The 25,578-nt window shown below is 46.6% G+C and carries 25 protein-coding genes and 1 pseudogene; 19 read left to right on the top strand and 7 right to left on the bottom strand.

Annotated elements, in window-relative coordinates; translation table 11 throughout:
* The first annotated feature begins 309 nt into the window (after positions 1-309).
* Entirely contained in the window at positions 310-933 is a 624-nt protein-coding gene (locus tag RIM23_RS01535; RefSeq protein WP_446363849.1) for a J domain-containing protein, read from the top strand.
* Between the two features lie 8 nt (positions 934-941).
* Positions 942-1,214, top strand: a complete 273-nt coding sequence (locus tag RIM23_RS01530; protein WP_446363847.1) for a DUF3143 domain-containing protein — start codon at positions 942-944, stop codon at positions 1,212-1,214.
* Between the two features lie 38 nt (positions 1,215-1,252).
* On the opposite strand, the gene RIM23_RS01525 is transcribed toward RIM23_RS01530, so the two are convergent.
* The 3 genes from RIM23_RS01525 to lysA all read right to left on the bottom strand — a co-directional run bounded on the left by RIM23_RS01525 (position 1,253) and on the right by lysA (position 4,521).
* Positions 1,253-1,993: an isoprenyl transferase gene (locus RIM23_RS01525; protein WP_446334666.1), complete on the bottom strand. Its 741-nt coding sequence runs from the start codon at positions 1,991-1,993 to the stop codon at positions 1,253-1,255.
* A gap of 20 nt (positions 1,994-2,013) precedes the next feature.
* Positions 2,014-2,937: a diadenylate cyclase CdaA gene (cdaA, locus tag RIM23_RS01520; protein WP_446363845.1), complete on the bottom strand. Its 924-nt coding sequence runs from the start codon at positions 2,935-2,937 to the stop codon at positions 2,014-2,016.
* A gap of 165 nt (positions 2,938-3,102) precedes the next feature.
* The gene (lysA, locus tag RIM23_RS01515) at positions 3,103-4,521 is read right to left on the bottom strand and encodes a diaminopimelate decarboxylase (RefSeq protein ID WP_446363843.1); all 1,419 of its coding nucleotides are present in this window, start codon (positions 4,519-4,521) and stop codon (positions 3,103-3,105) included.
* A gap of 76 nt (positions 4,522-4,597) precedes the next feature.
* On the opposite strand from lysA, the gene rimI reads away from it, so the two are divergent.
* The 3 genes from rimI (at position 4,598) to RIM23_RS01500 (ending at position 8,490) form a co-directional block, all read left to right on the top strand.
* The gene (gene rimI / locus RIM23_RS01510; RefSeq protein ID WP_446363841.1) at positions 4,598-5,233 is read left to right on the top strand and encodes a ribosomal protein S18-alanine N-acetyltransferase; all 636 of its coding nucleotides are present in this window, start codon (positions 4,598-4,600) and stop codon (positions 5,231-5,233) included.
* Between the two features lie 247 nt (positions 5,234-5,480).
* On the top strand, positions 5,481-7,955 hold the full coding sequence (locus tag RIM23_RS01505) for an ATP-dependent Clp protease ATP-binding subunit (protein WP_446358741.1): 2,475 nt from the start codon (positions 5,481-5,483) through the stop codon (positions 7,953-7,955).
* A gap of 136 nt (positions 7,956-8,091) precedes the next feature.
* On the top strand, positions 8,092-8,490 hold the full coding sequence (locus RIM23_RS01500) for an ExbD/TolR family protein (protein ID WP_446363839.1): 399 nt from the start codon (positions 8,092-8,094) through the stop codon (positions 8,488-8,490).
* An 853-nt stretch (positions 8,491-9,343) separates the two neighbouring features.
* On the opposite strand, the pseudogene RIM23_RS01495 reads toward RIM23_RS01500, so the two are convergent.
* Positions 9,344-9,835 (bottom strand): annotated as a pseudogene (locus tag RIM23_RS01495) (CIS tube protein); the annotation flags it as partial.
* 276 nt (positions 9,836-10,111) lie between these two features.
* Between RIM23_RS01495 and RIM23_RS01490 the strand changes: the two are divergent.
* From RIM23_RS01490 to RIM23_RS01440, 11 genes are all read left to right on the top strand, one after another.
* Positions 10,112-10,609 carry a hypothetical protein gene (locus RIM23_RS01490; protein WP_446363837.1) on the top strand — a complete coding sequence of 166 codons (498 nt, stop codon included), beginning with the start codon at positions 10,112-10,114 and terminating at the stop codon, positions 10,607-10,609.
* Between the two features lie 50 nt (positions 10,610-10,659).
* The gene (locus RIM23_RS01485) at positions 10,660-12,375 is read left to right on the top strand and encodes a phage tail sheath family protein (protein ID WP_446363835.1); all 1,716 of its coding nucleotides are present in this window, start codon (positions 10,660-10,662) and stop codon (positions 12,373-12,375) included.
* Positions 12,376-12,997: 622 nt separating this feature from the next.
* Positions 12,998-13,486 (top strand): phage tail protein, encoded by a 489-nt coding sequence (locus RIM23_RS01480; RefSeq protein WP_446363833.1) that lies wholly within the window; start codon positions 12,998-13,000, stop codon positions 13,484-13,486.
* Between the two features lie 63 nt (positions 13,487-13,549).
* On the top strand, positions 13,550-14,038 hold the full coding sequence (locus RIM23_RS01475) for a phage tail protein (protein WP_446363831.1): 489 nt from the start codon (positions 13,550-13,552) through the stop codon (positions 14,036-14,038).
* 128 nt (positions 14,039-14,166) lie between these two features.
* Positions 14,167-14,661 carry a phage tail protein gene (locus RIM23_RS01470; RefSeq protein WP_446363829.1) on the top strand — a complete coding sequence of 165 codons (495 nt, stop codon included), beginning with the start codon at positions 14,167-14,169 and terminating at the stop codon, positions 14,659-14,661.
* Positions 14,658-15,017, top strand: coding sequence for a hypothetical protein (locus RIM23_RS01465; RefSeq protein WP_446363827.1), 360 nt, complete (start codon positions 14,658-14,660; stop codon positions 15,015-15,017). The genes RIM23_RS01470 and RIM23_RS01465 overlap by 4 nt, the downstream gene beginning before the upstream one ends.
* Before the next feature lie 196 nt (positions 15,018-15,213).
* Positions 15,214-15,531 carry a hypothetical protein gene (locus tag RIM23_RS01460; RefSeq protein WP_446363825.1) on the top strand — a complete coding sequence of 106 codons (318 nt, stop codon included), beginning with the start codon at positions 15,214-15,216 and terminating at the stop codon, positions 15,529-15,531.
* 8 nt (positions 15,532-15,539) lie between these two features.
* Positions 15,540-15,686, top strand: coding sequence for a DUF6760 family protein (locus RIM23_RS01455; RefSeq protein ID WP_446363823.1), 147 nt, complete (start codon positions 15,540-15,542; stop codon positions 15,684-15,686).
* A 94-nt stretch (positions 15,687-15,780) separates the two neighbouring features.
* On the top strand, positions 15,781-16,812 hold the full coding sequence (locus RIM23_RS01450; RefSeq protein WP_446363821.1) for a fused MFS/spermidine synthase: 1,032 nt from the start codon (positions 15,781-15,783) through the stop codon (positions 16,810-16,812).
* Positions 16,809-18,146 (top strand): DUF4255 domain-containing protein, encoded by a 1,338-nt coding sequence (locus tag RIM23_RS01445; RefSeq protein WP_446363819.1) that lies wholly within the window; start codon positions 16,809-16,811, stop codon positions 18,144-18,146. The genes RIM23_RS01450 and RIM23_RS01445 overlap by 4 nt, the downstream gene beginning before the upstream one ends.
* A 63-nt stretch (positions 18,147-18,209) precedes the next feature.
* Positions 18,210-18,431: a hypothetical protein gene (locus RIM23_RS01440; RefSeq protein ID WP_446363817.1), complete on the top strand. Its 222-nt coding sequence runs from the start codon at positions 18,210-18,212 to the stop codon at positions 18,429-18,431.
* 66 nt (positions 18,432-18,497) lie between these two features.
* Here the strand turns inward: RIM23_RS01440 and RIM23_RS01435 are convergent, their stop codons facing one another.
* Complete coding sequence (locus RIM23_RS01435; protein ID WP_446363815.1) at positions 18,498-19,061, bottom strand: Uma2 family endonuclease; 564 nt, start codon at positions 19,059-19,061, stop codon at positions 18,498-18,500.
* A gap of 960 nt (positions 19,062-20,021) precedes the next feature.
* Between RIM23_RS01435 and RIM23_RS01430 the strand changes: the two genes are divergently transcribed.
* Together RIM23_RS01430 and RIM23_RS01425 are read left to right on the top strand one after the other, a co-directional pair.
* A complete protein-coding gene (locus RIM23_RS01430; RefSeq protein ID WP_446358715.1) occupies positions 20,022-20,279 on the top strand; it encodes an Asr1405/Asl0597 family protein in 258 nt (85 codons plus the stop codon).
* Between the two features lie 232 nt (positions 20,280-20,511).
* Positions 20,512-21,633, top strand: coding sequence for an ABC transporter ATP-binding protein (locus RIM23_RS01425; RefSeq protein WP_446363813.1), 1,122 nt, complete (start codon positions 20,512-20,514; stop codon positions 21,631-21,633).
* Positions 21,634-21,668: 35 nt separating this feature from the next.
* On the opposite strand, the gene RIM23_RS01420 is transcribed toward RIM23_RS01425, so the two are convergent.
* Positions 21,669-23,114 (bottom strand): potassium channel family protein, encoded by a 1,446-nt coding sequence (locus tag RIM23_RS01420; RefSeq protein ID WP_446363811.1) that lies wholly within the window; start codon positions 23,112-23,114, stop codon positions 21,669-21,671.
* A gap of 77 nt (positions 23,115-23,191) precedes the next feature.
* Between RIM23_RS01420 and RIM23_RS01415 the strand changes: the two genes are divergently transcribed.
* A complete protein-coding gene (locus RIM23_RS01415; protein WP_446363809.1) occupies positions 23,192-23,314 on the top strand; it encodes a hypothetical protein in 123 nt (40 codons plus the stop codon).
* Positions 23,315-23,421: 107 nt separating this feature from the next.
* Here the strand turns inward: RIM23_RS01415 and RIM23_RS01410 are convergent, their stop codons facing one another.
* Positions 23,422-24,504, bottom strand: coding sequence for a class I fructose-bisphosphate aldolase (locus RIM23_RS01410; protein WP_446363807.1), 1,083 nt, complete (start codon positions 24,502-24,504; stop codon positions 23,422-23,424).
* Positions 24,505-25,578 lie beyond the last annotated feature (1,074 nt).

The following is a 25,578-nucleotide window of genomic DNA, read 5'->3' as shown; positions in this document are numbered from 1 at the left end:
TGGTATAGTTTTATCATGGGAAAATGTGCCGACATATAGCCTTTAGCTCAAGGCTTTTAGAGCAGGACAGTAGAAAGAGCGATCGCACAACTTGCCGGTTGGTTTAATTACCCCTTGATTTGACAATTAAGCCAAGATACAGAAAAAAAAATTGACTCGTAGGGGCGGGTTTGACTATTACCTGTTGTCAGAAACCCCTCAATTCAATAAACCCGCCCAGCCCCTACGAAGAAACCAATCTGCCCCATCTGCTCACCAACCCAGAGCGATCGCGTAAAATGTTAAAAACCGTTTGTTATACCAGCTAGGATGGCTCAAGACTGGGTAAAACAGAAGACTAGGACGAGCAAACAGCTACAACCCATAACCTATTATGGGATTCTGGGGGTACACCCCAGTGCATCTGCTCTAGATATCCGTCGTGCCTATCGGGAACTGAGTAAACGCTACCACCCCGATACCACCGACTTACCAAAAGCAACGGCAAAGACTAAGTTCCAACAGCTCAATGAAGCTTATGGGACTCTGAGTAATCCAGAACGGCGAATCCTGTATGATCAAACTATTCGCTATTCTCGCGTCAACGTCATTCAACCGCCACCCGGATTGAACCGTCCCGTCGTGCGATCGCGAGTGGATCACTCATCCTCTGCCTACCTTGACCCCACTGACCGTCCTCTCTCCCCTGGCGAGTTATTTGCCCTATTTATTTTAGGCATAACCTTCGTGGGATGCTTGCTCCTGGCAATTGTGATTGGGTTAACCCGAGGAGACAATGCCTTTCAAGTTTCTGGGATATCTCTATCCACTCGAGTCACCACTCCACCGATAACTCAATTACAAACAATCCCTCTATATCCCCCTTCTAACCAACATATCTCCCCATCTAATTCACCGTCAACCCCTGTTTTTGTTCCATCCCTCAATCTATGAAAACGTCTATGGTACTTCCTTCCTCTGACACCCCCCTCTATAACCATCCCCTTCCTGAAATCGAAAATTGGCTTCGTTCACAAGGATGTCAACAAGATAACAATGAACTCAATTGCTGGCGTGTGGAACGACCAACTTGGCAAGCCGAACTCTGTCTAGAAGTTGAGGAATTAGCCGTGCGCTACATTAATGCAGCAGAAGGAAGACGTGACATTTTGCGCTCTTTCAAGTATTCCCTCAGTCGTGAAGATGTAGAAGCAGCAGTTTTCTCTGGTCCATAAACGACCCATAGATTGTAGAAACGTAGCCTGCTACGTCTCTACAATTTACCAAATCGCCGATCTCGTTTCTGATAAGCAATTAAAGCTTGATGAAACGCTTCTCGGTCAAAATCGGGCCAAAACGTGTTTGTCGTATAAAATTCAGCATAAGCCATTTGCCAGAGGAGAAAATTCGACAAACGCATCTCTCCACTAGTGCGAATCAGCAAATCTGGATCACCAATATTGGCAGTATAAAGATGGCGAGAAAACAGCGCTTCATCAATCTCCTCCGGTTGAATCTGACCATGCTGAACCTGAGTAGCAATTGCCCGACAAGCCTGTAAAATCTCTTCACGTCCACCGTAATTGGTCGCCACAGTAAACTGAATCCCGGTATTATTTTCAGTTTGGGTCATCGCCCGTTCAATTTGGTCTTGCAGGGATTGCGGTAATGCCGTTAAATTCCCCACAAACTGAATGCGTACATTCTCCTCCATCATCTCTTGGAGTTCTCGCATCAATACCCGCTCAAACAGTGTCATTAAAAATTCCACTTCTTCGATAGGACGTCCCCAGTTTTCTGTGGAAAAGGCATAAGCGGTTAAGGCTTGGATTCCCCAATCATCACAACAGCGCAACAACCGTTTTAAGGCATCTACTCCTCGGCGATGACCCATAATCCGAGGAATACCTCGGCGTTTTGCCCAACGACCATTACCATCCATAATCACTGCTACATGTTTAGGTAGACGTTCCTGGTCGAGGTCGCTTGGTAATTCTTTTAGTATCGTTTGCATAATAGTTGTCTAAATAATAGTCATTTCTTATTACGAGAAGTAGAGGACGGCAGACGGAGCAAACGCGAAATGAGTAGCCGTCCCTGAGACTTAACTTGGCGACCTAAACTGCGTAAACCAGGGGCAACTGCTTCACGGTCAACCGCTGTCGAAAATCGAGCCTCTAACAGTTCTTTGAGTTTACTACTGGTTAAAGGTCGGTTGAGTCCGCCCCGTTCCGCCAATGAAATAGAACCCGTCTCCTCGGATACAACAATACAAAGGCAATTTTCCACCCGCTCAGTAATTCCCATCGCGGCTCGATGGCGCGTGCCAAGCTGTCGTGAGGCAGTTCGCTCGGATAGGGGTAAAATCACACCTGCTGCAGCTACACGAGACCCCCGAATCAATACTGCCCCATCATGGAGTAACGTAGTCGTCTGAAAGATAGTTTGCAGCAGTTCTTTAGACAATTCAGCATTCAACTGTACCCCTGGTACAGAAAAATCTCGCTCATCAATGGTTCCATTGGTCTCCATAATCATCAATGCGCCAATCCGATTTTGAGATAATTCTTTAACCGCATCGACAATTTCATCAATAACACTATCTGGTTTAGGCATAGGGCGGCGTTGGGATTGAAACAACTGCCTAATTTCTCCCCGCCCGACTTGTTCGAGAAAGCGGCGAAATTCTGACTGAAAGATGACAGCCATCGCCACAGCCGAACCAACCACCAATTTTTCTAACACAAAACTCAACAGGGTCAATCCTAGTTGATTACTGACCGCTGCCGCTAGCATCAAGACGATTAGCCCTCGAACCATCCACAAAGTACGACGCTCCCCGATAATGAGGAGAACCATATAGGTGAGGGCTAGAACCAATCCGACATCAACGCTTTGCTGCAACAAGGATTGAACCCAGCCAGAGTCAGGAAAAGAACCCGACGACGACGCAGGCATTGAACTTCATTAAACGTTTAGCAACTGAGAGCTTGACTCTGGCTTGATTGTAACGAGATTAGCAGGGGAGTTGCGACTGATTCGTCATTTGTCATTTGTCATTTGTCCTTGGCTCCCCCATCTTGCCATAGTGCCATGGCACGTCTCTACATGCTCCCCCATTCCTCATCCCTTATCCTGGGATACAAGTCGTTTCGGTAAATGATCCATGCGGATTAAGTCTTGATAGGTTTCTCGCTGCAAAATTAATTCAGCCGTTCCATCCTTAACTAACACCGCTGCAGGTCGAGGTACACGATTGTAGTTAGATGCCATGCTGTAATTGTATGCTCCAGTTCCCATGATTACGAGCAAATCCCCAGGTTGGGTTTCGGGTAATTGGGCATCTTTGAGTAAAATATCCCCCGATTCACAATGTTTACCCGCAATTGTGACAGTTTCGGTTATTGGTGCTGACATGCGATTGGCAACCACCGGACGATAAACCGATTGATAAGTAATCGGACGTGGGTTATCAGACATCCCCCCATCAACGGCTATGTAGGTTCGCATTTGGGGGATCACCTTGCGACTGCCAATGGTATACGCCGTTACACAAGCAGGTCCAATAATTGATCGCCCCGGTTCGGATAATAACCGGGGTAAGGGCAACTGCTGCTGGTTACAGGCATTAACCACAGCTTCACAAACCCCCTTGACCCAATTATCAATCGTGGGGGGATCATCGTCTTCGGTATAGCGAATTCCTAAACCGCCACCGATATTCAGTTCTTGAATGGATAGATTGAACTCAGAGGCTTTCTGGAGATAATCAACCAAAACCGCCCCGAGATCTTTGTGGGGTTGACTCTCAAAAATTTGTGACCCGATGTGAGCATGTAAACCAATACAGTCGAGGATAGGATGGTTGCTAATGAAGGCAAAAACTTGATCGAGACTGTGGGGATCAAAACCGAACTTGCTATCCAGATGACCCGTGCGAATGTATTCATGGGTGTGACACTCGATCCCAGGTGTGATCCGAATCATGATCCGAACCTTAGCGTTCCCAGAGGTTTTCTGTGCCAAATCCGCCAGAGTTTCTAACTCCAAGCGGTTATCGACAACAATGGTACATTGGCTCTCAATGGCGAGTTGGAGTTCAGCGATAGACTTGTTATTGCCGTGGAAATACAGCTGATCAGCTTTTACCCCAGCTTCTAGTGCGGTGTAGAGTTCACCTCCGGATACGACATCAATCCCCAAACCTGCCGATGCCGCGATCGCACAAACCGCTAAACAATTCCAGGCTTTTGAAGCATACAGCACTAAGGTATCTCCGGGATAGTAACGGGCAAAGGCATCCCGATATTGGCGGCAAGCTGTTCTTAGGGTGACTTCATCTAGAATATAAAGGGGAGAACCAAACTCCTCAACTAAACCTTTAACATCACAGCCACCAATTTCCAGGCAGTCTTGGCTGTTAACAGTGGCTGTAAGCGGCAACAGTTCCTGATTGGGGGAGCGATCATCGCCATGGAAATGGGATGATCGAAGATATCGCTGTCCAGAGTTTTGCACCTGAGTGGAGTCAGTCAATAGCATAATGTCGTTATCATCTTGAAATGGATATGGGCAGGTACACCAAAAGCGTCCGTTCCTTAGTGTACAATTGAGTGCTGTGACTGTCTTAGAACTAAAGCCGCTAACCACAGCAAAACTGAGTGCGGCTGTTGATCTCGATCTTGTATGTTTTGGCGGGCTGTGGACGCGATCGGGTTACGAACGAGAGTTAAATAGCCCGAATAGTCAATTACTGGTTTTAGAAGCACACAACCCCTGGGATAAGCGCCCAGTGGGTTGCCATTCAGCCGTTGTTAGACCACAAAATCCACTTGGGGAGGATCTACCCACGCACCCCCCTTTAGGGAATGCCTTAGTGGGTTTAGGTTGTTACTGGTCAATTCTGGAGGAAGCGCATATTACGATTTTGGCGGTGCATCCAAACTATCAACATCAGGGACTGGGGCAATTTTTACTGTATGCCTTACTCAAGGACGCTAAACAGCGTCAGTTGGAGTGGGCAACCTTAGAGGTCAAACCCTCGAATCACGCTGCCCTGTCTCTCTACCAAAAGTTTGATTTTATTCCAGCCGGACGACGCCGAGGATATTACCAAGATACGGGTGAAGATGCCCTAATTTTGTGGCGCAAGGGTTTACAACAGCCGGAATTTGAGCAAACCCTGCAAGAGTGCTATGAGCAAATCGTCTCCCGCTTAACCCGTCAGGGTTGGCAACTATTTAGTTATGTGTGATTTGTGACTTGTCATTGGTCATTTGTCACTTGTTGATTGTTCATAGAAAATTCTTCTGTCCCTAATCTGCCCCAGCTTGCCATAGTGCCATGGCACGTCTCTACTTCCCCAGCTTCCCAAATCCCTCCCCTGAGAGAGAGGAATTTGAAGATTAATTTAGACAGGTTGTTGTATAGGAGACAGCCTGAGAAGTCTCCTATGCTAGAATCAGCGTACACGGGCACGCAACAGGTGATGGAAATACGCCATGTTTGAACGCTTTACAGAAAAAGCCATTAAGGTGATCATGCTAGCCCAGGAAGAGGCACGTCGCCTGGGGCATAATTTTGTCGGCACGGAGCAAATCCTTCTGGGTTTGATCGGGGAGGGAACTGGCGTCGCCGCCAAAGTTCTCAAGTCGATGGGTGTCAATCTTAAAGATGCCCGGATTGAAGTTGAGAAAATCATTGGTAGAGGTTCCGGCTTTGTCGCTGTGGAAATTCCCTTTACCCCTAGGGCAAAACGAGTATTAGAATTATCACTCGAGGAAGCCCGCCAACTGGGTCATAACTATATCGGAACTGAGCATCTACTGCTGGGGTTGATCCGGGAAGGCGAAGGGGTGGCGGCAAGAGTCTTGGAAAATTTGGGTGTAGACCTGACCAAAGTGAGAACTCAAGTCATCCGGATGCTGGGCGAGACGGCAGAAGTCACCAGTGGCGCATCTTCGGGTCGCACGAAAACACCAACCTTAGATGAATTTGGGAGCAATCTGACCCAAATGGCGGGTGAAGGTAAACTTGATCCGGTAGTGGGACGCGCTAAAGAAATTGAGCGCGTTATCCAAATTTTGGGACGTCGCACCAAAAATAACCCTGTATTGATAGGGGAACCAGGGGTCGGCAAAACCGCGATCGCAGAAGGATTGGCGCAGCGAATTGCCAATAACGATATCCCAGATATCTTAGAAGAAAAGCGCGTCGTTACTCTGGACATCGGGCTACTGGTGGCGGGGACGAAGTATCGGGGTGAGTTTGAAGAACGCCTCAAGAAAATCATGGATGAAATTCGTCAAGCTGCCAATGTGATTTTGGTGATTGATGAGGTTCATACCCTGATCGGTGCAGGTGCGGCTGAAGGGGCTATTGATGCCGCAAATATCCTGAAACCGGCTTTAGCCAGAGGCGAACTCCAATGCATTGGGGCGACAACCCTGGATGAGTATCGTAAACATATTGAACGGGATGCGGCATTAGAACGGCGCTTCCAACCCGTGATGGTAGGGGAACCGTCCGTTGAAGAGACGATTGAGATTTTATACGGGTTGCGCGAACGTTATGAACAGCATCACAAGCTGAAAATTTTAGATGAAGCCCTGGATGCAGCGGCAAAACTGTCAGATCGCTATATCTCAGATCGGTATTTGCCAGATAAGGCGATTGACTTGATTGATGAAGCCGGTAGCCGCGTGCGTCTAATTAACTCCCAGCTTCCCCCAGCAGCTAAAGAGTTAGATAAGGAACTGCGACAAGTCCTCAAAGAAAAAGACGACGCCGTGCGATCGCAAGACTTTGACCGGGCGGGGGAACTGCGCGATCGGGAAATGGAAATTAAAAGCGAAATTCGCGCGATCGCTCAAAATAAAAAGACAGAAACGGGAACGGATGATTCACCGGTTGTTGATGAGGAAGATATCGCCCACATTGTCGCATCCTGGACCGGTGTACCCGTTAGCAAGCTAACTGAATCCGAGTCCGAGAAGCTGCTGCACATGGAAGATACGCTGCACCAGCGCCTCATCGGTCAGGAAGATGCGGTGAAAGCGGTGTCTCGCGCGATTCGACGGGCAAGGGTAGGTTTGAAGAATCCCAACCGTCCCATCGCCAGCTTTGTCTTCTCAGGTCCTACCGGGGTGGGTAAAACTGAGTTAGCCAAATCCTTGGCGGCTTACTTCTTCGGATCAGAAGACGCGATGATTCGCTTGGATATGTCCGAGTACATGGAACGCCATACCGTCAGTAAGTTGATTGGTTCGCCTCCAGGGTACGTCGGCTACAACGAAGGCGGTCAACTAACTGAAGCAGTACGTCGTCGTCCCTACACGGTGGTGCTATTCGACGAAATCGAAAAAGCTCATCCTGATGTCTTTAACATGCTGCTGCAAATCCTGGAAGACGGGCGTCTCACGGATGCTAAGGGGCGGACAGTAGACTTTAAGAACACCCTATTAATCATGACCTCTAATATTGGGTCTAAGGTGATTGAAAAAGGTGGCGGTGGTTTAGGCTTTGAGTTAAGTGACAACGAAGCCGAATCCCAGTACAACCGCATCCGTTCTTTGGTCAATGAGGAACTCAAGCAGTACTTCCGTCCAGAATTCCTCAACCGTTTGGATGAGATTATTGTCTTCCGTCAGCTTAGCAAAGACGAGATCAAGGAAATCTGCGATATCCTACTGCGGGAAGTCTTCAAGCGTCTCACAGAACAGGGAATTACCTTGGAAGTCACCGATCGCTTCAAAGAACGCTTGGTGGAAGAAGGGTACAGTCCGTCTTATGGCGCAAGACCCCTGCGTCGGGCAATCATGCGCTTGTTAGAAGACGTATTAGCAGAAGAAATCCTTTCGACTCGCCTGCAAGAAGGAGACAGCGCTATTGTCGATGTGGATGAAGAGGGCAAAGTGAAAGTTATTCCTGGAGAACCTGGGGAACAACGGGAACTTTTACCTCAAGGTGCTGAATAATCCACTCGATTGATAATTCCGATTTGGCGGTAGAGAAGGTTAGCCTTTTCTACCGTTTTTATTTGTCATTTGTTATTCCGTCGTCAGTAAACAACCTCAACTCAAGACGCGATGCAAGAAGCGTCTCTACACTACTATGCGTCTACCTGATGATTCAGAAACACCATTCCAGATTAACATTGTGCCGATGATTGATGCGATATTCGCCATCTTGGCATTTTTTATAATTTCAACTCTTTATTTAACCCGATCTGAAGGATTACCTGTTAATTTGCCGACGGCGACAACCGCAGAAAGTCAGCTACAAGACCGAATAATTACGATCACAATTCAGGAAAATAGGGCAATTTTTATTAACCGGGAACCGATTGAATTATCGCAACTTGAAGCAAGAGTAGAGTCATTGGTTACGGCAAATTCTCAAGTCTTAGTGATTATTAATGCCGATGAAAATGTCCCTCATGGTCGAGTTGTTAGCGTTATGGATCGCTTACGTTTAGTCGAAGGAATTCGTTTAGCGATCGCGACTCAGTAGGGAAAGTGGGAGAGGATGCCATCCCTAGAGTAGGGTATGCTGAATAAGTCTTGTGGTGGGGGTAGGGAACTCTTGAAGCAGGGGAAGCAGGGGGAGCAGAGGAAGCAATCATACATTTTCCTTGATAGCGGTGCAAGGGAATGAAAGGGTTTTACCTTATGTCCTCGAAGATGATCCCATGTCCATGCTACTCAAAGCCCTGATAGATAAGGGTTTTGGAGTTGTGCAGCCAGCCCTAGAGTAAGGAAGCCCCAATACTGCTCGCATAAGCCTTAAGCAGAAGGGCAGGTAGGTTGGGTTGAGGTAACGAAACCCAACGTTTTACTGATGTTCATTCTTAAACTTGAGACGCAGCATCAGCCATCTCAGAAGCGGCATCAGCCACTTGAGAGGCAGCTTGAGACGCAGCATCAGAGACTTGAGAGGCAGCTTGAGAGGCGGCATCAGAGACTTGGGAGGCGGCATCAGAGACTTGGGAGGCAGCTTGAGCAGCAGCATCAGAAACTTGGGAGGCAGCTTGAGCAGCCGTCTGTGCCATCTCAGAAGCAGCATCAGCCACTTGAGAAGCAGCTTGAGAGGCGACATCAGAAACTTGAGAGGCAGCTTGAGCAGCCGTCTGTGCCATCTGAGAAGCCGCATCGGAGGCTTGAGAAGCTGCCTGAGAAGCCGCTTGGGAAGCAGCATCAGAGGCTTGAGAGGCAGCCTGGGATGCTGCATTAGCTGCACCCCCCAAACCTCCCGTAGTCAGTGAACTTGCCGATGGTGCTGCTTGAGGCGAGGGACTTAACGTGGGTGAACTCGCGCCAGAGCCTGATTTAAGCCGAGCCTTGCGACTGGACAAGCTATCTTGTTGGCGTTGACTGGCATTCGACTTAGGCGTAGACATACCCGGTTGGGAAATGGACTCATCAATCTCTTCTAAAGTTAAGTTAATCTTGGCGCGTACTGGTGTCCCATCCGGCAGAAACATCGTCAGATTGTAATCGAGTTTGGTGACAAAGCAGCGGATATACTTTTGAGAACCCCACGTAAACACATAAGTTGGTGGGCGTTTCTCTCGACCCGCTCCTGAATCAGCAAAATCAACCGCTTTTTGAAATGATTTGATATACTTTAGAACACTCTCCCCTCGCTCGTAGGTATCAAAAATTAGGTCATTGATGGTGAGGATGACGGGTTCAGGATAAGCAAAGTTAACTTTAGGCAATCCCCTCCCTGTTCTCGCTCCACTACTTTTGGTTAGATTAATTTGCTGATTGAATGCCAATTGATTGGGATTAAACATGAATTCAATGGTTCCGCCACCATCAGTTGAAATCAGTTGCGCTTTCACAAGTTGTGACATGACAGGAGTCCTTATCCCTATTTCACCCAGTCTTCAGAACTCAAACATTTTACTTTTCTTTACAATTTTAGCCGAATTGAGCTAAAAAAATGCTGGACAATAATCATAGCCTAAACCTGGGTAACCTTTTCAAGTCGGTCGAGACAAAAATAATTTTTTTTAAGGTTTAATAATTTGTAAAGATATTCACGGCAAATTTTCGACTATAGTTTAATAAAATAGTTAAGGTTAGCCTCTCTCATTACGCTTATGCGTCCAGCATAATCACGCACTTCTATGATCGCTGCTGTTGCCCCAACCTGGGTAAATATACCTGTTACGGTCAGAGTCTGTCATTCTGAACGCAGCGATAGCGGAGTGAAGAATCTTACCAGATGCTTCGCTGCGCTCTATTCGATTCAGTATGACAAAAGCTCAATTGGTGCCCGCCAACAGTATATCTTGTCTGAGGTAAGTTCCCAGATTGGCAGAACGCTATTTCTTTTAACCCAATGGGTCTATACTGCTTTAAATAAGCAAGGGTCGTTCTATAAGAACTTAACTGAGCTACGGCGTCATCGCTGGTTGCGACAACAAAAGGGAATGACTCCTGTACGAACACGTTCTGACATGCTATCACTGAAAGATATTATGCAGAAGTTGGCTAGCTCCAGCAGCATTCCGGAATGTATTAGGGATTTTGGCACATCCAGCGTGGTCTGCTTGTGTTCAATTTCCTTTCAATTGGCACAGAAAACTGCCCCTGTCAACAGCTTATGGAGTTTGACACTCTAAGGTTGTTTTTCTGTTGGCTGATTTAAGTCCTAAATGGAGGAATATTACTCATGCCATTAGATTATTTTGCGCCAGGAGTCTACGTTGAAGAGGTAGACCGTGGCAGTCGCCCGATTGAGGGCATTAGTATGAGTGTCGCTGGGTTTATTGGTTTTACCGAGGATATACGCGGTGACGCCGAATTATTTAAACCCATGCTGATTACCACTTGGGATCAGTATTTGCAGTCGTTTGCCAAAGAAGGCTCCGATGGGTTCACCGACTTTGACGCCTATTTACCCTTTGCGGTTCAAGGGTGGTTCCTCAATGGTGGGGGACGCTGCTGGGTAACCAGTATTGGGACGAAATTACCGGGTTCCGAACCCCCGCCAATCGAGCAAACGGGGACTAAGGTTTTAACATCGGGAAATCGCCCCTCTTTGCAATTCACGCTCAAGCCGACTGAATCAGAAGAAGGGGGAGCTTTAGCGCTACCCGGTGCAGATGAGCCACGGCTGCGGGTGGTGATTCAAGAAAGTACACCGAAACCCTTACCCGAAGATGCGCCAGAGGATGCCGAACCCCCATACAACACCGGTGAATTCTTTGACCTGATTGTGGCACGGGGCGAAGAGGTATTGGAACGGTATGACCACCTGACGATGAATCCAGAAGTGGAAACGCAGGTGGCTGACTATGTGGTTACCGCTATTGAAGATTCAGAATTTATCCAGGCGGTTGACATCTCCCAAAGCGGACAACCCTTGTCACGGCGCCCCATGCAAGGAGCGTATGAGATTACGCCGCCACCGTACATTTCTCCCCCAGACAACTTTGCCCGCGATTTACAAGGACAACGGGATGACCGCACGGGGACACAGGGGATTTTTGAAATTGATGAAGTCGCCATGATTGCTTGTCCTGACTTGATGAAAGTGTATCAAGAAGGATTGATGAACTTAGAACAAGTTCACGGTGTCATGGAAATGATGCTGAGTATGTGCGAGAATTCCTTCCCAGGTCCAGCGTACCGGATGGCGGTTCTCGACGCACCTCCGGTCAAGCCGACGAAAGGAGATACCCCAGTTGCGGCGGAACAACAGAAACCTCAAGATGTCGCGGCTTGGTTAAAACTGTTTAATCGCCGTTCCATGTTTGGCGCTCTCTATTATCCTTGGATTAAAGTGGCGAACCCTCGTAATGGTGGGCGCCCGATTTATGTCCCCCCCAGTGGTCACATGATGGGGATTTGGTGTCGCACTGATGAAACACGCGGCGTGTTCAAAGCACCGGCTAATGAAACGCCGCGTGGTGTGACGGGTTTAGCCTATGACACCAATATGCGGGAACAAGAACTGTTAAACCCGATGGGAATTAACTGTATCCGTAACTTCGCCAATTACAACCGAGGCTATAAGGTTTGGGGTGCTCGCACCTTGGTAGAACCGGATAACGTGCAATGGCGTTATATCAGTGTCCGCCGCTTACTCAGCTACATTGAGAAATCCATTGAAATTGGTACACAGTGGGTCGTGTTTGAGCCAAATGACCAAATTCTCTGGGCGCGTGTACGCCGTACAGTCAGCAATTTCCTGGAACGGCTGTGGCGTGAGGGAGCATTGTTTGGGACTGCGCCTTCAGAATCGTTCTATGTCAAGTGTGATGGAGAAATTAACACCCATGAGACGATTATGCTCGGTCGTCTCTATGTAGAAGTCGGTGTTTGTCCAGTTCGTCCGGCTGAATTTGTGATTTTCCGGATTAGTCAGTGGGCACCGAATCAATAGGTTCTAAATCCTACCCAAGCAATTGCCTTGGGTAGGGATTAAAACGCCATTTGGGGGCGACCCGCTTGGATTAATGGAGAACTAGAGAAACAGGGCGGGCGCGAGTCACATTGAGGTGCAACCGAAAAGATAGTAGTAAAACCCGCCCCTACATCGGGTCGCCCTGAATTTAGCAAAGTAAATAATTGTAACGGAAACGGGTTGAGAAACATACAATAAAAAGGGAAGGGTGTGACAATTGCGGGTTAGAGCTTGAGAGAGAGTGCAACGCCTCCATTAATTTGGAGATAGCCGCCAGTTAGGTGGTTTTAGCCTGTGGACTGGGAAGGTGCCGACACCTCCAGAATGAAGCAGGAAGTAAGCAGTAAGCCTAGTTATGAGTACCTCTGCCTAGATTTGCATAAGTCTTATGTAACGGAACTCGAATTTCATCGAACGCTTAACAGCAACTCACAGACCTTGACATTTTGTAATCGCTCTGAGCGAAAATTCATGCTATAACAGAAGTCTCTAAATGCTAAAGTGTCTGATTATGGCTTGATGGTTTTGTCAATTTGCTAAGTTCTGTATCGGCAACGCATCAAAACGAAAAGTTGACAATTGACTGTAAGGAGATAAAGATATGGCTGACCTATTAAAACCCCTTGCCCCTAGTAGTTTTTCCTTAGATATTGATGGCATGGGTGAACTGTCGTTTCAAAGTGTGAAAGTTCCTGAGTACAAGCCTAAACTAGCGGGTGAATCCGCCGTGGTTGGCTCCATGAAAGGCGGGAAATCAGAGCGACAGATTAACTCGGCTGGCTTTGAGGAAACCGTTACCTTTGATGCAGTATGCGTCTCTAGTCCAAGTCCCACCAGCGCCAGCGTCGCTATGTGGAAATGGTTCAAAGCTTGTTTGCCTCCCTCCGATGGCGGTGAGGGCAAATGGGCTGCTAGCAAAAAAACAGGAAGCATCTTTGCCTACAATAATGCTGATGAGGTTGTAGCTCAATGGGACTTCCAAGAAGCGTGGCCCTCTAAAATGAGCATTGGTGAATTGGATGTCAACGGCAAAGATTATCTGAAAGAAACCTGGACAATAGTCTGTGAGAATTGCACCCGCGTGATGTAGAAAATCTGAAGTATTTTATCATCAGCAGCTATCTAATTAACTGAATTATCTGGGAGTTGAACCATGGCAGATATTGAATATAACACTAACGCTTCTTTCTACTTTGACTGTGATGGGATGGAGTTAGTCATTGAAAAATGTACGATTCCTCCGATTGAAATGAAAGTGGCAGCAGGCAGCGGAGCAATTGGTTGTGGAAGAGGGGGGAAAACCCAAACCCAAGCTACCCCGGGTGCAGTCGAGTATGGTTCGGGTCTGAAACTCGAATATGTGGCAGGTAACGAGGGAGATCAACAGAAAATAACCGATTGGTATAAGAAATGCCACGCGAGCTCGTTCTCCGGTGGAGCTACAGAGTCGAGGAAAAACCGAAAAACAGCATCACTGTTTATTTATGATATGAATGACAATATTGGGGCGCAGTACGATTTCATTGATTGCTTCCCTAGTAATCTGACTCAAACCAGTCAATTAGGTGTCGATAAACCGGGAGAACTGGCTAAAGATACGATGGAGATTCGATTCACGAAAATGGTACGGGCAGACGTGTGATGTGAGTATTGCCACAATTCTCAATCCAGTTTCTTGAATCAACTGCCTAGGTGCTTCTTTGGAAAACACCTGGCAGTGTTTTATTCGTTTCCGGAGGACAGGAGAGGCAAAAGCAAAGGAGGTGAACAGTGGCAGAAGTTGAAATTCTGACGCGATCGCGCTATTTTCTAGAGTTAATTCTAGATGGGAGTAATGATTCTGTCGATGGTCTGTTTGAGGAATGTGCAGGCTTTAAAGCGACTCAGGATGTCGTTGAAGTCTGCGAAGTAACGCCGCAGAAGTGGGGCAAAAGTGGGAATTCTAGAGGGCGAGTGGTTCGCACAAAGGTTCCTGGTAATATTACCTACACCAATCTCACATTGAAACGAGGCTTAAATATTTCCATGACCCTGTGGAATTGGCTAAATTCTGTTCAAGAAGGAGCGAATTGGGAAGATCAACGGCGTAATGGTGCGTTAGTTATCTATAATACGGCATCCGAGGAGCAGTTTCGATTTGAATTTAAAGGCGCGTGGCCCGTTAGCTATAAAATTTCTGATTTGAGTGTCAAAGGAGATGACTATCAAATAGAAGAAGTCGAGGTGACAGTTGAACAGTTAAGACGGATTAAACCAGGTACATGATTCAAACCGAGTTTGAATTTGATCTTCCCAAAGGATATCTGGATGGGGAGGGGAATATACACCGCAAGGGTTTAATGCGGTTAGCGCGGGCAATTGACGAAATCATTCCCATGCGTGATCCGCGTGTGAAATCCAATCCCGCTTATGCCACCGTGATTATTTTATCGCGAGTTATTCTGCGTTTGGGGGCTTTGGATGAAGTCACTCCCACGGTAATTGAAAATTTGTTTGCCTGTGATCTCAATTATTTACAGCAATTTTATCGGCAAATTAATGAATTAGAACCTGATACTGAAGTAGAACAAACGTCTAGTTTATCGGCACAATCTGTATCAATTGTATCTGATTCTGAATGATATAAAATACGTGTTTTTTGTAAGTTAAGTAAAGGGCGACCCAATCCTCTGTCGGGGCGGGTTTTACTACTATCTTTTCGGTTGCACCTCGATGTGACTAAACCCGCCCTGTTTCTCTAGTTGTTGATTTAGGCAGCGGATCGCCCCTACAGGAGAAGTAAAAAGACGAAGAACAAATGACATAAGACCAATAACTATGGACTATACATATTTTGAATTTACTTTACCCAAAGGTTTAGTGGATGCAAATGGTGGTATTCATCACCATGGGAATATGCGCCTGGTTACAGGCAAAGATGAGATTTTAGTTCACAAAGATAGCCGGGTTCAGCAAGAACCCTATTACCGAATTTTGGTCATTTTGTCTAGAGTCATAACCCGTATTGGAAACCTTGCTCCGGTTACGCCAAAACTACTAGAACAACTTTTCTTAGTAGACTTGATCTACGTACAGAACTTTTTTAATCACATCAATCAGCATCAGGGGGAACTGGCGCGATCGGGGGAATTTTAGGCTACCCCTTGGAGCGTTTATACCAAGAGGTAGCCTTAATTGCTTTTTACTTTCACTGGTCATTAGACGATATCCTAAACCTAGAACATGAAGAACGGCTGCGCTGGGTTACAGAAATCCGCCGATTCACCAAAAAAGCAAGAGGAGGCGATTGAAATCGCGGCTACACAAACAAAGTCCGCCTGCGCGGACTGGGTTATAACGGGGGTAGCGTTCCCCGGATTTGGTATGACGAATGACAAATGACAAATGACAAATGACAAACGACTAGATTGGCTACAGGCTCAACCCGACGGATGTTTACTTTTGGCGCCATCCGGGGTTCACTTTGTCATGGTAGAAAAAAGCCAATCTGTGATCCGAGTTGCCCTGATTGACCGGGATTATTTAACCTCAGACTTGGTGCAATCTCAGCTTGATTTCAATGATCCTTTTAACTTAATCTCTCCTTACAGCCAAGCCATGCTGTTAAGTTTAGTTTGGCAACCTCAACCCAAACGAATCTATTGCGTCGGATTTGGCGGAGGTAGAATTCCTTCGGTTTTGCATCATTACTTTCCCCACGTTCAAATTGAATGTACGGAAATCGAACCCCTTTTGATTGAGATAGCTACAGAATTTTTTGGTGTGCCTTTTGATGAACGTCTCAAGGTTACCCTACAAGATGGACGAGACTATCTCGCTAAGCAGGAACCTGATGTTTGTTACGATATAATTTTCACCGACGCCATTATCGGTAACGGTTACACGCCCTATCGCTTAGCCACTCAGGAATTTTATCAACTCTGCCAAAATCACCTGTCAGAGAATGGAGTTTTGGCGGTTAATCTGTTTCAACGAGAACGGTTTTATGCCGACAAAGTGAAGACGATTCAGGCAGTATTTGCCCAGGTTTATCTCTTTCCCTTAGATGTGGGGAATACCGTTGTACTGGCGACGAATAGTCCGCCACTGAATTTGCCGGAAATCCTAGAACGAATCCAAGTGTTGCAAAATGATCATCAATTTGCCTTCCCCTTGTCAGAAACCGCTGTTCAGGTAAAAATAGGGTCACGGTTGATTGAGTGTATCCCTCAGTTAGACCGAGCTAAAGTTCTTGTGGATGCTGAGCCACCAGTCGGTTATTTTGATGATCTACCTTCATTCAATCCCTTATTTGCTCAAGGTATTAGCGATCGCCCCTGTCCCTGTGGATCTGGTCAGTTATTTCAAGCGTGTCATAGCAGGTTAACTGCCAACTGTCAACCATCAACCGTGGAAACGTCTGAGTCATCATCATGAGTAACCATCTAGCCATTGCTACCGTCACCGCAACACTACAACGAATTGTACAGACGTCGATTCAGGACGATATTAATGGGGCAACAGTGACCACTCTACGACCCAATGAAGTGGGAACAGCGACTCCCCAAGTTGGTGTGAATGTCTTTCTCTACCAGGTTCAGATTAACCATACTTGGCGTCAACAGGCTGAAGTCCAAGCCCGCAGTCGGATGAATCCAGCTGCCAAGCGATCGCAAACTGCCCTAGACTTACACTACATGATTAGTTTCTACGGCAATGACGCCGACTTACAACCCCAACGGTTGATGGGTAGTGTGATGCGTGGACTCAATGACTGGCGTACCCTAAAACAAGAGAAGATTCAGCAAACTCTCCACGATTCTACCTATCGCTATTTATTAGAGTCTGACTTACCGGATCAGGTTCAAGAAATCTCCTTGTGGCCCCTTGATCTTTCATTAGAAGACTTATCCAAAGCCTGGTCAGCTTTTTTTCAAACCACTTACTTGTTATCGGTGGCGTATCGGGCTAGGGTGATTATGCTCGAAGGGCAAGAAGCAGGTAAAAGACCTCTGCCGGTACGCGCTCGTTCCTTGGATGGGATTGTTCCCTTTACCAATCAGCCTAAGATTGATCGAATAATTCCCCAAGCTGGACGATTAGAACCCATTCTCGCAGATAGTACTGTCTTAATTCAAGGGAACCATTTAAAAAGCGATATTACCCAAGTCTGGATTGGGGAAACCGAAGTCACCCCCAGCGAAATCACCGAAACCCAAATTACATTACCCCTTTCCTCCATACCACCTGAGTCTTTACAGGCGGGGATGCATAGTCTCCAGGTGGTGCATCGTCTTGCCAAAGTAATGCCACCCACCTCGAATAATGGGATGAGTCAGGCAAGTGGTAATGGGGGTCAGATGCAAACAGTTAATCAGCCCCAAACCTTTGTCTCCAGTATTCAGTCGAATGTATCCCCCTTGGTAATTCGTCCCACGGTTACCAAAACTACGGTATCCAAAAAAGAGATTGATGATGAAGACCTAAGGTCTGCGGAAGTACGGGTACGCTCCAATTTAACTATAGGTAAAAAGCAGCGTGTCTTGCTAGCCCTCAATGAAATTGACACGAATCAACCCGCCGCTTATCTATTTGAAGCTTCTCCTCGTCAGACCGATGTAATTTGGGTTTCTTTCCCCGTTGAACGGATGAAAGGAGGACGCTATTTAGTCCGCTTGTTGGTTGACGGTGCAGAAAGTCAGCTAATCGTGGATACTGAACCGGATAGTCCAACGTTTAATCAGTATGTAGGTCCAAGAATATCGATTTAAACGGTTCATTGTTGATTGGTTTTGACCGTATAGAGTTGGTTATCCTTTATCCCTGAGAAAACGATGGACGAAGATATTATCAGACAAAAACTTAATCAAGAATTAGATGGGATTAGTATCAACAAATTGACGCAATTGGGAAATCAAGCGGTTCAGCTAGGGCTAATTGCAGGTCATGGTTATCACAAAGGTAAGTATGAAATTCTGCGTCAAGGTAAGGCGTTAATGATGTCGCCTGATGAAGCTCAAACTTATTTGGAAAAGCTAATTCAAGATGTGACATGAAGGTTTGTAGTTGGCACTTTAGTGCCATAGGCGAGGCAAATTTTGACGACAAACTCTCCTATATTCCTATTCTAATAACCAGGCAAATAGATCGCCTAACGTGAGTTGAAATTCACGGGCAAAAGCTGGAACCGGAAGCAACTCCTGGGGTTGGTCAAACACTTGGGGTTGTTGCTGCGGTAAATAGACAAATACCGTCTGTTCATCTGGATCAATCAGCCAACCTATTTGGGTTTCATACTGAAGACTCCGCAGAATTTTTTTAATGACTTTCGTGGCACTTTGGTCAGGTGATAAGATTTCAATAAGCCAATCTGGTGCGATTTCAAATAAATTGGCGATACGACCATTGTCTTGGCGAGGAATTCTTTCCCAGGTAAATACCGCTACATCTGGCACAATTGACTTACCGCCAAATGTACATCGCAGTTTTGGGAAAGCGCGGGCAATTTTTTTAGGCTTAACGGTAGCATTGATGGAAATAATTAGTTCTCCTTGAAGGGTACTATGTTCTCCTTGTGGCATCGGTTTTTGGATAATTTGACCGTCAATGTACTCGCTGGCTGGCTTGGTTTCGGGTAACTTGAGAAACTCGTCCAGAGTCAATGGTTTAGGGGGTGTCTGTAACATTTTCAGTGCCCTAGAGTTACATTGTAAGTTGATAGTCTCAGGTGAGATAGTTTTTTCTAACACTACCACATTATTTAACCGATAGATTTAGTTGAAGAGTTGGGGTAGTAAAATATACTCGTTATCAGATATTTGAAGAACTAAGTACGGAAGACCCACAAATTTTACTTAAATCAGGTAAGCCCACATACTTATGTAAGACCGAAGTCTAAACAAGAATGTGAGCTTACCCTGTCAGGGCTTCACGGGTTCATTGATCTGCCTTTATATAGGGTTTTTTCAGGCAGGGTGCTTTCGCTTTCTCTATTGTGCAGCCGAACCTCTGCCAATTGGGTATAGTTTTGATGAAATCTACTGGGATAAATATTAAATTTCTGTGAAATTTGCTCCTACAGGTCGCTTTTGACACAGTTAAATTACTCGAATCGATTTTACGGTTAAATCGGACACCATCCTTTGCGCCCCTACTGGCTTGACACAGCTAAAATTGTGGAATAGATCTTACCATTGAATCGGGCGCACGCCATGCATTGAATCGGGCGCACGCCATGCATTGAATCGGGCGCACGCCATGCATTGAATCGGGCGCACGCCATGCGCCCCTACGGTTTCCGGGCTCCCATTCTAATTCATTAAATAAGGTGTGCCACGCTCCTACAGTTTCCGGGCGTAAGCGTCATCCATCTTGCTTCGGTGTGCCACGCCACCTGTTCATTGTCGATTAGGGCTAAATTCTATCGAAATGAACAATGTAGCTTGCTTGGAGGAGGAGGATTACTATACCGCCATCATTGTCTTTTAGCCAATCAATTGAGAAAGATTAGCATTTGGTTCCCCTCTAGCTTAAACTAAGATACGGGAGTGAAATCTGGCTAAAACTCCCTCTTATAGCAGTTCTCATGAAAAATTTAATGTCTGGCAACAGATATTAATGATAATATATTGCATTTTGAGCAAAAAATGAATTCCTGGAGTTTTCAACCCAAAACTGGTCAAGTGATTGAAATTAATCAAGCTGCTCGGTGGCAAGTTTACCGCCGTTTACAGGAACTCTCGATCGCGAGTCACTGCGGGATGAACCAGCCACTCACGGCTGAGATTCATGATCCGGTGACAGCGATTCAACTGTGGAGTGTGGTCAGACAGTTAACTGTACCACGCCGAGATCTAGCCTCTTGGCTGGAGGACTGCTGGCGGCTTCCTAGCCGTAAAAAGTAGGGAGATGGGGAGCTGGGGGAGCAGGGGGAGCTGGGGGAGCAGGGGGAGCAGGGGGAGATGGGGGAGCAGGGGGAGCAGGGGGAGCAGGGGAAGCAGGGGGAGCAGGGGAAGCAGGGGGAGCAGGGGAAGCAGGGGGAGCAGGGGAAGGTCAAAAACGATAGTAGTGAAACCCGCCCCTACACAAGCGCCGTGCCCTATGGGCGAAGTGAAGGGTCAAAACTCAAACACTCTTATGGAACAAGCAGCAATTCTACATTTAGAGGACATTACCAAGCACTATGATCAACATACAACTCCCGCCGTTGATCGTGTGACACTAACTTTGTGTCAAGGTGATTTACTGGGGTTATTGGGTCCGTCTGGCTGTGGCAAAACGACTCTACTGCGGATAGTGGCAGGGTTTGAGCGTCCTCAGTCGGGACTAGTTGTCTTGGCTGGACGTCCCGTGGCGGGTTCAGGGTATTGGATACCCCCAGAACAGCGGAACACGGGTATGGTGTTTCAAGACTATGCCTTGTTCCCTCACCTGAATGTGGCGGAGAATGTAGGCTTTGGCTTGAAAAACCGCCGCAGTGGGATGAGTCGGACATCCATCAAGAAAAATACGGCTGACGCGATCGCACTGGTAGGATTATCAGGATTAGAGAAACGCTACCCCCACGAACTATCGGGAGGACAGCAGCAGCGAGTCGCCCTCGCCCGGGCGTTAGCACCGCGTCCCAGTTTAATCTTGTTAGATGAACCTCTGAGTAATCTGGATGTGCAAGTGCGTCTGCGGTTGCGCCAAGAGGTGCGATCAATCCTCAAAGAGATTGGCACATCAGCAATTTTTGTCACCCACGACAGAGAAGAAGCCCTATCCATCTGTGATCAAGTAGGAGTGATGCAGGCTGGATGTCTAGAACAGTTAGGCACCCCCGAAGAAATTTATACCAATCCAGCCTCTCGTTTTGTCGCCGAATTCGTCACCCAAGCCAATTTCTTACCCGCCCGTCGTCGGGGACAGTTATGGGAAACAGAGGTGGGTTCGTTTGAAATCAGCAATGGAGAATGTCACGGTAACATCCAATTCCCCAATGACGCCATTCCTGATTGTGGTGAATTAATGCTGCTCGAAGAAAACGTGATTCTCAAACCAGATAATAATGCACCCGTCTTGATTCGCGATCGCCATTTTTTAGGGAGGGAGTATCGGTATCGTCTACAAACCCCCTCTGGTAAGGAACTCCATGCTCGCACCGCCCTAAATACACCATTACCTGTGGGAACTCGAGTTAGGCTATCAGTTGCCCATTCATCAATGCAAATCTTTCCCCCTGTCTCTACGCCTGCTCCTATTCCAGCCCGATTTTGATTAGTAGTAGGGGTTTGGTAACCAAACCTAGGGGTTTAGGGGTTTGGTAACCAAACCCCTACTTTCTCAATTTGGGGTTGATGGCGAGCAATCACAATCAAGCGATCGCCAGATATTAGTTGCTCATCTTTGGGTGGATTAACCAGAGTCTCTCGACGCCCGCCAGTTTGCCGTTCCACAGCGACTAAAATACTATCTAGCTCCTCTTTTAGCCATTGAGCGGCATTCCAAAATGAAATACCATTCCATTGCTGGGGTAGGGAAATTTTATAGATTTGGTTCCCCATCTGCACTGTGAGCAATTCCGCTAACATATCCACAGAACCCCAATTTCGGACTGAGGTAGCCATTAAATGACTCGCCAATTCATCAGCGACAATCACATCTTCCACGCCCGCTACTCGCAGTTGTACATTATTTTTGCCATCAAGAAGTTGAGCGCAGGTATAGATACCTGGATGGAGCTTTTCAATGGTTAATGCGGCTAAAACTGTCCGTGCATCCCGATCCTGATCGCTGCGAGGATGGGTTGCATCCGCCAACAAAATAGCGCGTGAGGTATGATAAATTCCTACCGCTTCGAGTACATCGATTGTTGTGTAATCCCCCGTATAGAAATAAATTTGGGAATGATTAACATGTTTGAGTTCTCGTTCCGGTGTTTGGATAAATTCAGCAACCACCACAATCGGATGGTGTTTTAAAATAGGATCAGCTTGTAGTTGCTCAATCAGCAGATGTCCACTGCGATTCCAGCCACAGATAACAATATGATCTCGTAGTTCGTCCAATTCCCAGTGTTTGATTTCCATCACTGTTCTCAATCGTTGTACCATTACGGCGGAAACGACGCCCGTAAACATGGCAAACATCGTTAAGCCACCCAGGATTACTATGAGTGTAACCAATCGTCCCGCATCGGTTTGGGGTTCGCCGCCGATGGGTTCTCCGGATACAAGGGTAAAAAAGCTCCACCAGAGGGAATCCTTCACAGAGGCGAAATCAGGATTGTCAAACCCCTCTAGCAAGTGAATCGCGATCGCGCCGACTAAAATAATTAACCCGACAACCAGCAATACCCCAATCTGGACACCAATACTCGTGGCTAAGGTAGAGCCAAGACGGTTTAAATTCTGATTTAACAAGATTCCCACCCGCAATAGCCGTAAGAGGCGCAAAACCCGCAACAGGCGAAATGCTCGCAATAGGGGCAATACGGCAATAATGTCTAACCAATAGTGGCGGAAGAAACGGCGTTTTTTCTTAGCAGAAAAATAGCGGATTGTCAACTCGATAATAAAGATGCCGGTGAGTAGTTCTTGAGTCAGATAGACAAGAGTATAAGGTTGATCTTTACTGTCAAGGGTGACTTCCGCAATCACGAGAATTACGGAAAGCAGAATGAGCAGGATCAGCGCCAGTTCAGTTTGGGGAGCGTGGATAAAGCGATCTAAACGGGCTTGTAGGGTTTTGTTGGGCATATTGAGGTATGAGAATCTCTCTGGACTTCAGAGACACTTATATATACTGAACAATAACGCTTAAAAGGTCTTGTTCTATGGCGGTCAAAAACTCCCAAACCCATACAGCTCGAAAATCTCAGGCGATATCCAACCTACCGCCCCGAGAAAATGGCGATCGCTTAACCCGAAAAGAATTTGAGGACGCTATGAAGCGATGACGTTCCCGCCCTCGTTTGTGTAGGGGCGGGTTTCACAATTATCGTGTCTTCTCTCACAATAGATGTAACTAAACCCGCCCCGACCAAGGTTTAAATGCAATTCAGGATCAAGCAATAGTCACATCACCAGACAAGTATACATCCTGAATCGTGTGGAACAACTTAACCCCTTCCTCAAAAGGTCGCTGAAATGTCTTGCGTCCAGAAATCAATCCACAACCGCCAGCCCGTTTATTAATTACAGCGGTGCGAACAGCTTGAGCAAAGTCATTTTTCCCTGATGAACCGCCAGAATTAATCAAACCTGCACGACCCGCATAGCAGTTTAGAACTTGATAACGAGTCAGATCAATGGGGTGATCAGTAGTGAGTTCAGAGTAGACCCGATCATCCGTTCTGCCATATTTCTCGCCTGTAGCTTTGGCAACCGCACCATAGCCATTGTTGCATTCGGGCTGTTTCTGCTTAATAATATCGGCTTCAATGGTAACGCCAAGATGATTAGCTTGACCCGTGAGATCAGCAGAAAGATGATAATCTTTATCCTGCTTAAAAACGCTATTGCGTAAATAGCACCACAGGATCGTTGCCATTCCCAATTCGTGGGCGCGGGCAAATGCTCGACTCACTTCCTCGATTTGGCGGCTCGATTCCTCAGACCCAAAGTAAATCGTAGCACCAACAGCTACGGCGCCTAAGTTCCAGGCTTGCTCGACACTGGCAAACATAAGCTGATCATATCGATTCGGATACGTCAGCATTTCATTGTGGTTCAGTTTCGCAATGAAGGGGATGCGGTGGGCATACTTGCGGGAAACCATGCCCAAAACCCCTAACGTCGTAGCAACCGCATTACAACCGCCTTCCAGGGCAAGTTTGATGATGTTTTCCGGGTCAAAATATACCGGGTTCGGAGCAAACGACGCAGCGGCGGAATGTTCAATTCCTTGGTCTACAGGTAGGATAGATAGATAACCCGTATTGGCAAGGCGTCCGCTTGAGTAGATCTGCTGAAGGCTACGCAACACTGGGGTAGGGCGATCGCTATCGGCAAAAATCCGTTCCACCCAGTTCGGACTGGGTAGATGTAACAGACGTTTATCCACTTTGGCGTTGTACGTCAACAGATTGTCTGCCTCTTCACCCAACCAGGACTCTATGGATTGAGGTGCTGTTAAAGTAGCCGTCATATTATTTTCCTCTATTTTCCTCTAAGCGTTGGTCACTTATTTTTCAATTTTGGCAGTCTTTGGGGGCGATCTCTGTCCCCATAACGATAGAGTTTGGCTACGATGACACAACGCGCTAGTACCGCTTGTTGGAAATTCAAAATTCAAAATTCAAAACGCTTATCATTGACAGCATTTCCGTCAAGCGCGAATGGTTGCTTTATTTCTGCGGCGCTGTATTAGAACACTGCTCCTGTAATCGAAACGGTACGCAGTAGAGATGGAACTCCTCTTATTTCTAGTCAAACCATAGGGGAGCATATCAGGGACAGCACATAACCTTCAAGCTAACCTGCTCTCGTTGGGTTTCGTACCTCAACCCAACCTACAAAAGTGACATGCTCCCAACCATAGAATCTTCGCTACTCATCCTCATGTTTCTTGACGTTTGACTAAGGGTGGGTTTTGTGGTTAGGTTATCAGTTATGAACTCTCCTGAGCGCATAAATTCGCCCCGACAATATTTTGAAGTGATTTTCTCAGAAGGGTCTGAAATAAATTAGATGAGAATTTGGATATTGACGGGTTTATGAATAGCGGCTTGATGGGATGTTTAGTTTATAATCCGTTCCCAGAACTTCCGGCTTGCCACGTCTTTTCAAAACACACTCAACTTGAGCAGGAGTTTTGGGAAATAGTATTTTGACCTTCTAATAATTTTAGATAGGAGTAGGGTACAGATAGGGGCCAAGTAATAGTTGCGACAACGAAACAAACTCTGCAGCTAAGTTTATCATCTTCCGATAACGTATTATCTTGTTGTAAACAAGTCATCCACTTACTTAACAAGCGCATAGCTACTACCAAGTAAATACTAATTGAGCTACCTAGCATGATGTGCAACATAAGAAACTTGCCTCAAAGAATTTGTTGATTTTTCAGCCCTAACGGCTTTTTAACGTAGTCGCGGAAGTCCTCACCTTCAGCGATAGCAAGGTGAGGATGGACAGCGGGAAATCGGAGGTACGGAGATTTCCAAATTGTCCTGACCGCCAAACTTTTGTAGTACAATGAGAATAGCTCACCTAGGTCTAC

Origin of the sequence: Coleofasciculus sp. G3-WIS-01 (assembly GCF_040223135.1) — a bacterium.
Lineage (GTDB): Bacteria > Cyanobacteriota > Cyanobacteriia > Cyanobacteriales > Coleofasciculaceae > Coleofasciculus.
The sequence above is the reverse complement of the archived record's forward strand: the minus strand, read 5'-3'. Positions and strand labels throughout refer to the sequence as shown.

Bases quoted from the DNA above. Each gene is read 5' to 3' on its own strand.
- RIM23_RS01535 (WP_446363849.1), top strand. From the start codon at position 310: ATGGCTCAAGACTGGGTAAAACAGAAGACTAGGACGAGCAAACAGCTA.
- RIM23_RS01530 (WP_446363847.1), top strand. From the start codon at position 942: ATGGTACTTCCTTCCTCTGACACCCCCCTCTATAACCATCCCCTTCCT.
- RIM23_RS01525 (WP_446334666.1), bottom strand. From the start codon at position 1,993: ATGCAAACGATACTAAAAGAATTACCAAGCGACCTCGACCAGGAACGT.
- cdaA (WP_446363845.1), bottom strand. From the start codon at position 2,937: ATGCCTGCGTCGTCGTCGGGTTCTTTTCCTGACTCTGGCTGGGTTCAA.
- lysA (WP_446363843.1), bottom strand. From the start codon at position 4,521: ATGCTATTGACTGACTCCACTCAGGTGCAAAACTCTGGACAGCGATAT.
- RIM23_RS01505 (WP_446358741.1), top strand. From the start codon at position 5,481: ATGTTTGAACGCTTTACAGAAAAAGCCATTAAGGTGATCATGCTAGCC.
- RIM23_RS01500 (WP_446363839.1), top strand. From the start codon at position 8,092: ATGCGTCTACCTGATGATTCAGAAACACCATTCCAGATTAACATTGTG.
- RIM23_RS01490 (WP_446363837.1), top strand. From the start codon at position 10,112: ATGATCGCTGCTGTTGCCCCAACCTGGGTAAATATACCTGTTACGGTC.
- RIM23_RS01485 (WP_446363835.1), top strand. From the start codon at position 10,660: ATGCCATTAGATTATTTTGCGCCAGGAGTCTACGTTGAAGAGGTAGAC.
- RIM23_RS01480 (WP_446363833.1), top strand. From the start codon at position 12,998: ATGGCTGACCTATTAAAACCCCTTGCCCCTAGTAGTTTTTCCTTAGAT.
- RIM23_RS01475 (WP_446363831.1), top strand. From the start codon at position 13,550: ATGGCAGATATTGAATATAACACTAACGCTTCTTTCTACTTTGACTGT.
- RIM23_RS01465 (WP_446363827.1), top strand. From the start codon at position 14,658: ATGATTCAAACCGAGTTTGAATTTGATCTTCCCAAAGGATATCTGGAT.
- RIM23_RS01460 (WP_446363825.1), top strand. From the start codon at position 15,214: ATGGACTATACATATTTTGAATTTACTTTACCCAAAGGTTTAGTGGAT.
- RIM23_RS01450 (WP_446363821.1), top strand. From the start codon at position 15,781: ATGACAAATGACAAACGACTAGATTGGCTACAGGCTCAACCCGACGGA.
- RIM23_RS01445 (WP_446363819.1), top strand. From the start codon at position 16,809: ATGAGTAACCATCTAGCCATTGCTACCGTCACCGCAACACTACAACGA.
- RIM23_RS01440 (WP_446363817.1), top strand. From the start codon at position 18,210: ATGGACGAAGATATTATCAGACAAAAACTTAATCAAGAATTAGATGGG.
- RIM23_RS01435 (WP_446363815.1), bottom strand. From the start codon at position 19,061: ATGTTACAGACACCCCCTAAACCATTGACTCTGGACGAGTTTCTCAAG.
- RIM23_RS01430 (WP_446358715.1), top strand. From the start codon at position 20,022: ATGAATTCCTGGAGTTTTCAACCCAAAACTGGTCAAGTGATTGAAATT.
- RIM23_RS01425 (WP_446363813.1), top strand. From the start codon at position 20,512: ATGGAACAAGCAGCAATTCTACATTTAGAGGACATTACCAAGCACTAT.
- RIM23_RS01420 (WP_446363811.1), bottom strand. From the start codon at position 23,114: ATGCCCAACAAAACCCTACAAGCCCGTTTAGATCGCTTTATCCACGCT.
- RIM23_RS01415 (WP_446363809.1), top strand. From the start codon at position 23,192: ATGGCGGTCAAAAACTCCCAAACCCATACAGCTCGAAAATCTCAGGCG.
- RIM23_RS01410 (WP_446363807.1), bottom strand. From the start codon at position 24,504: ATGACGGCTACTTTAACAGCACCTCAATCCATAGAGTCCTGGTTGGGT.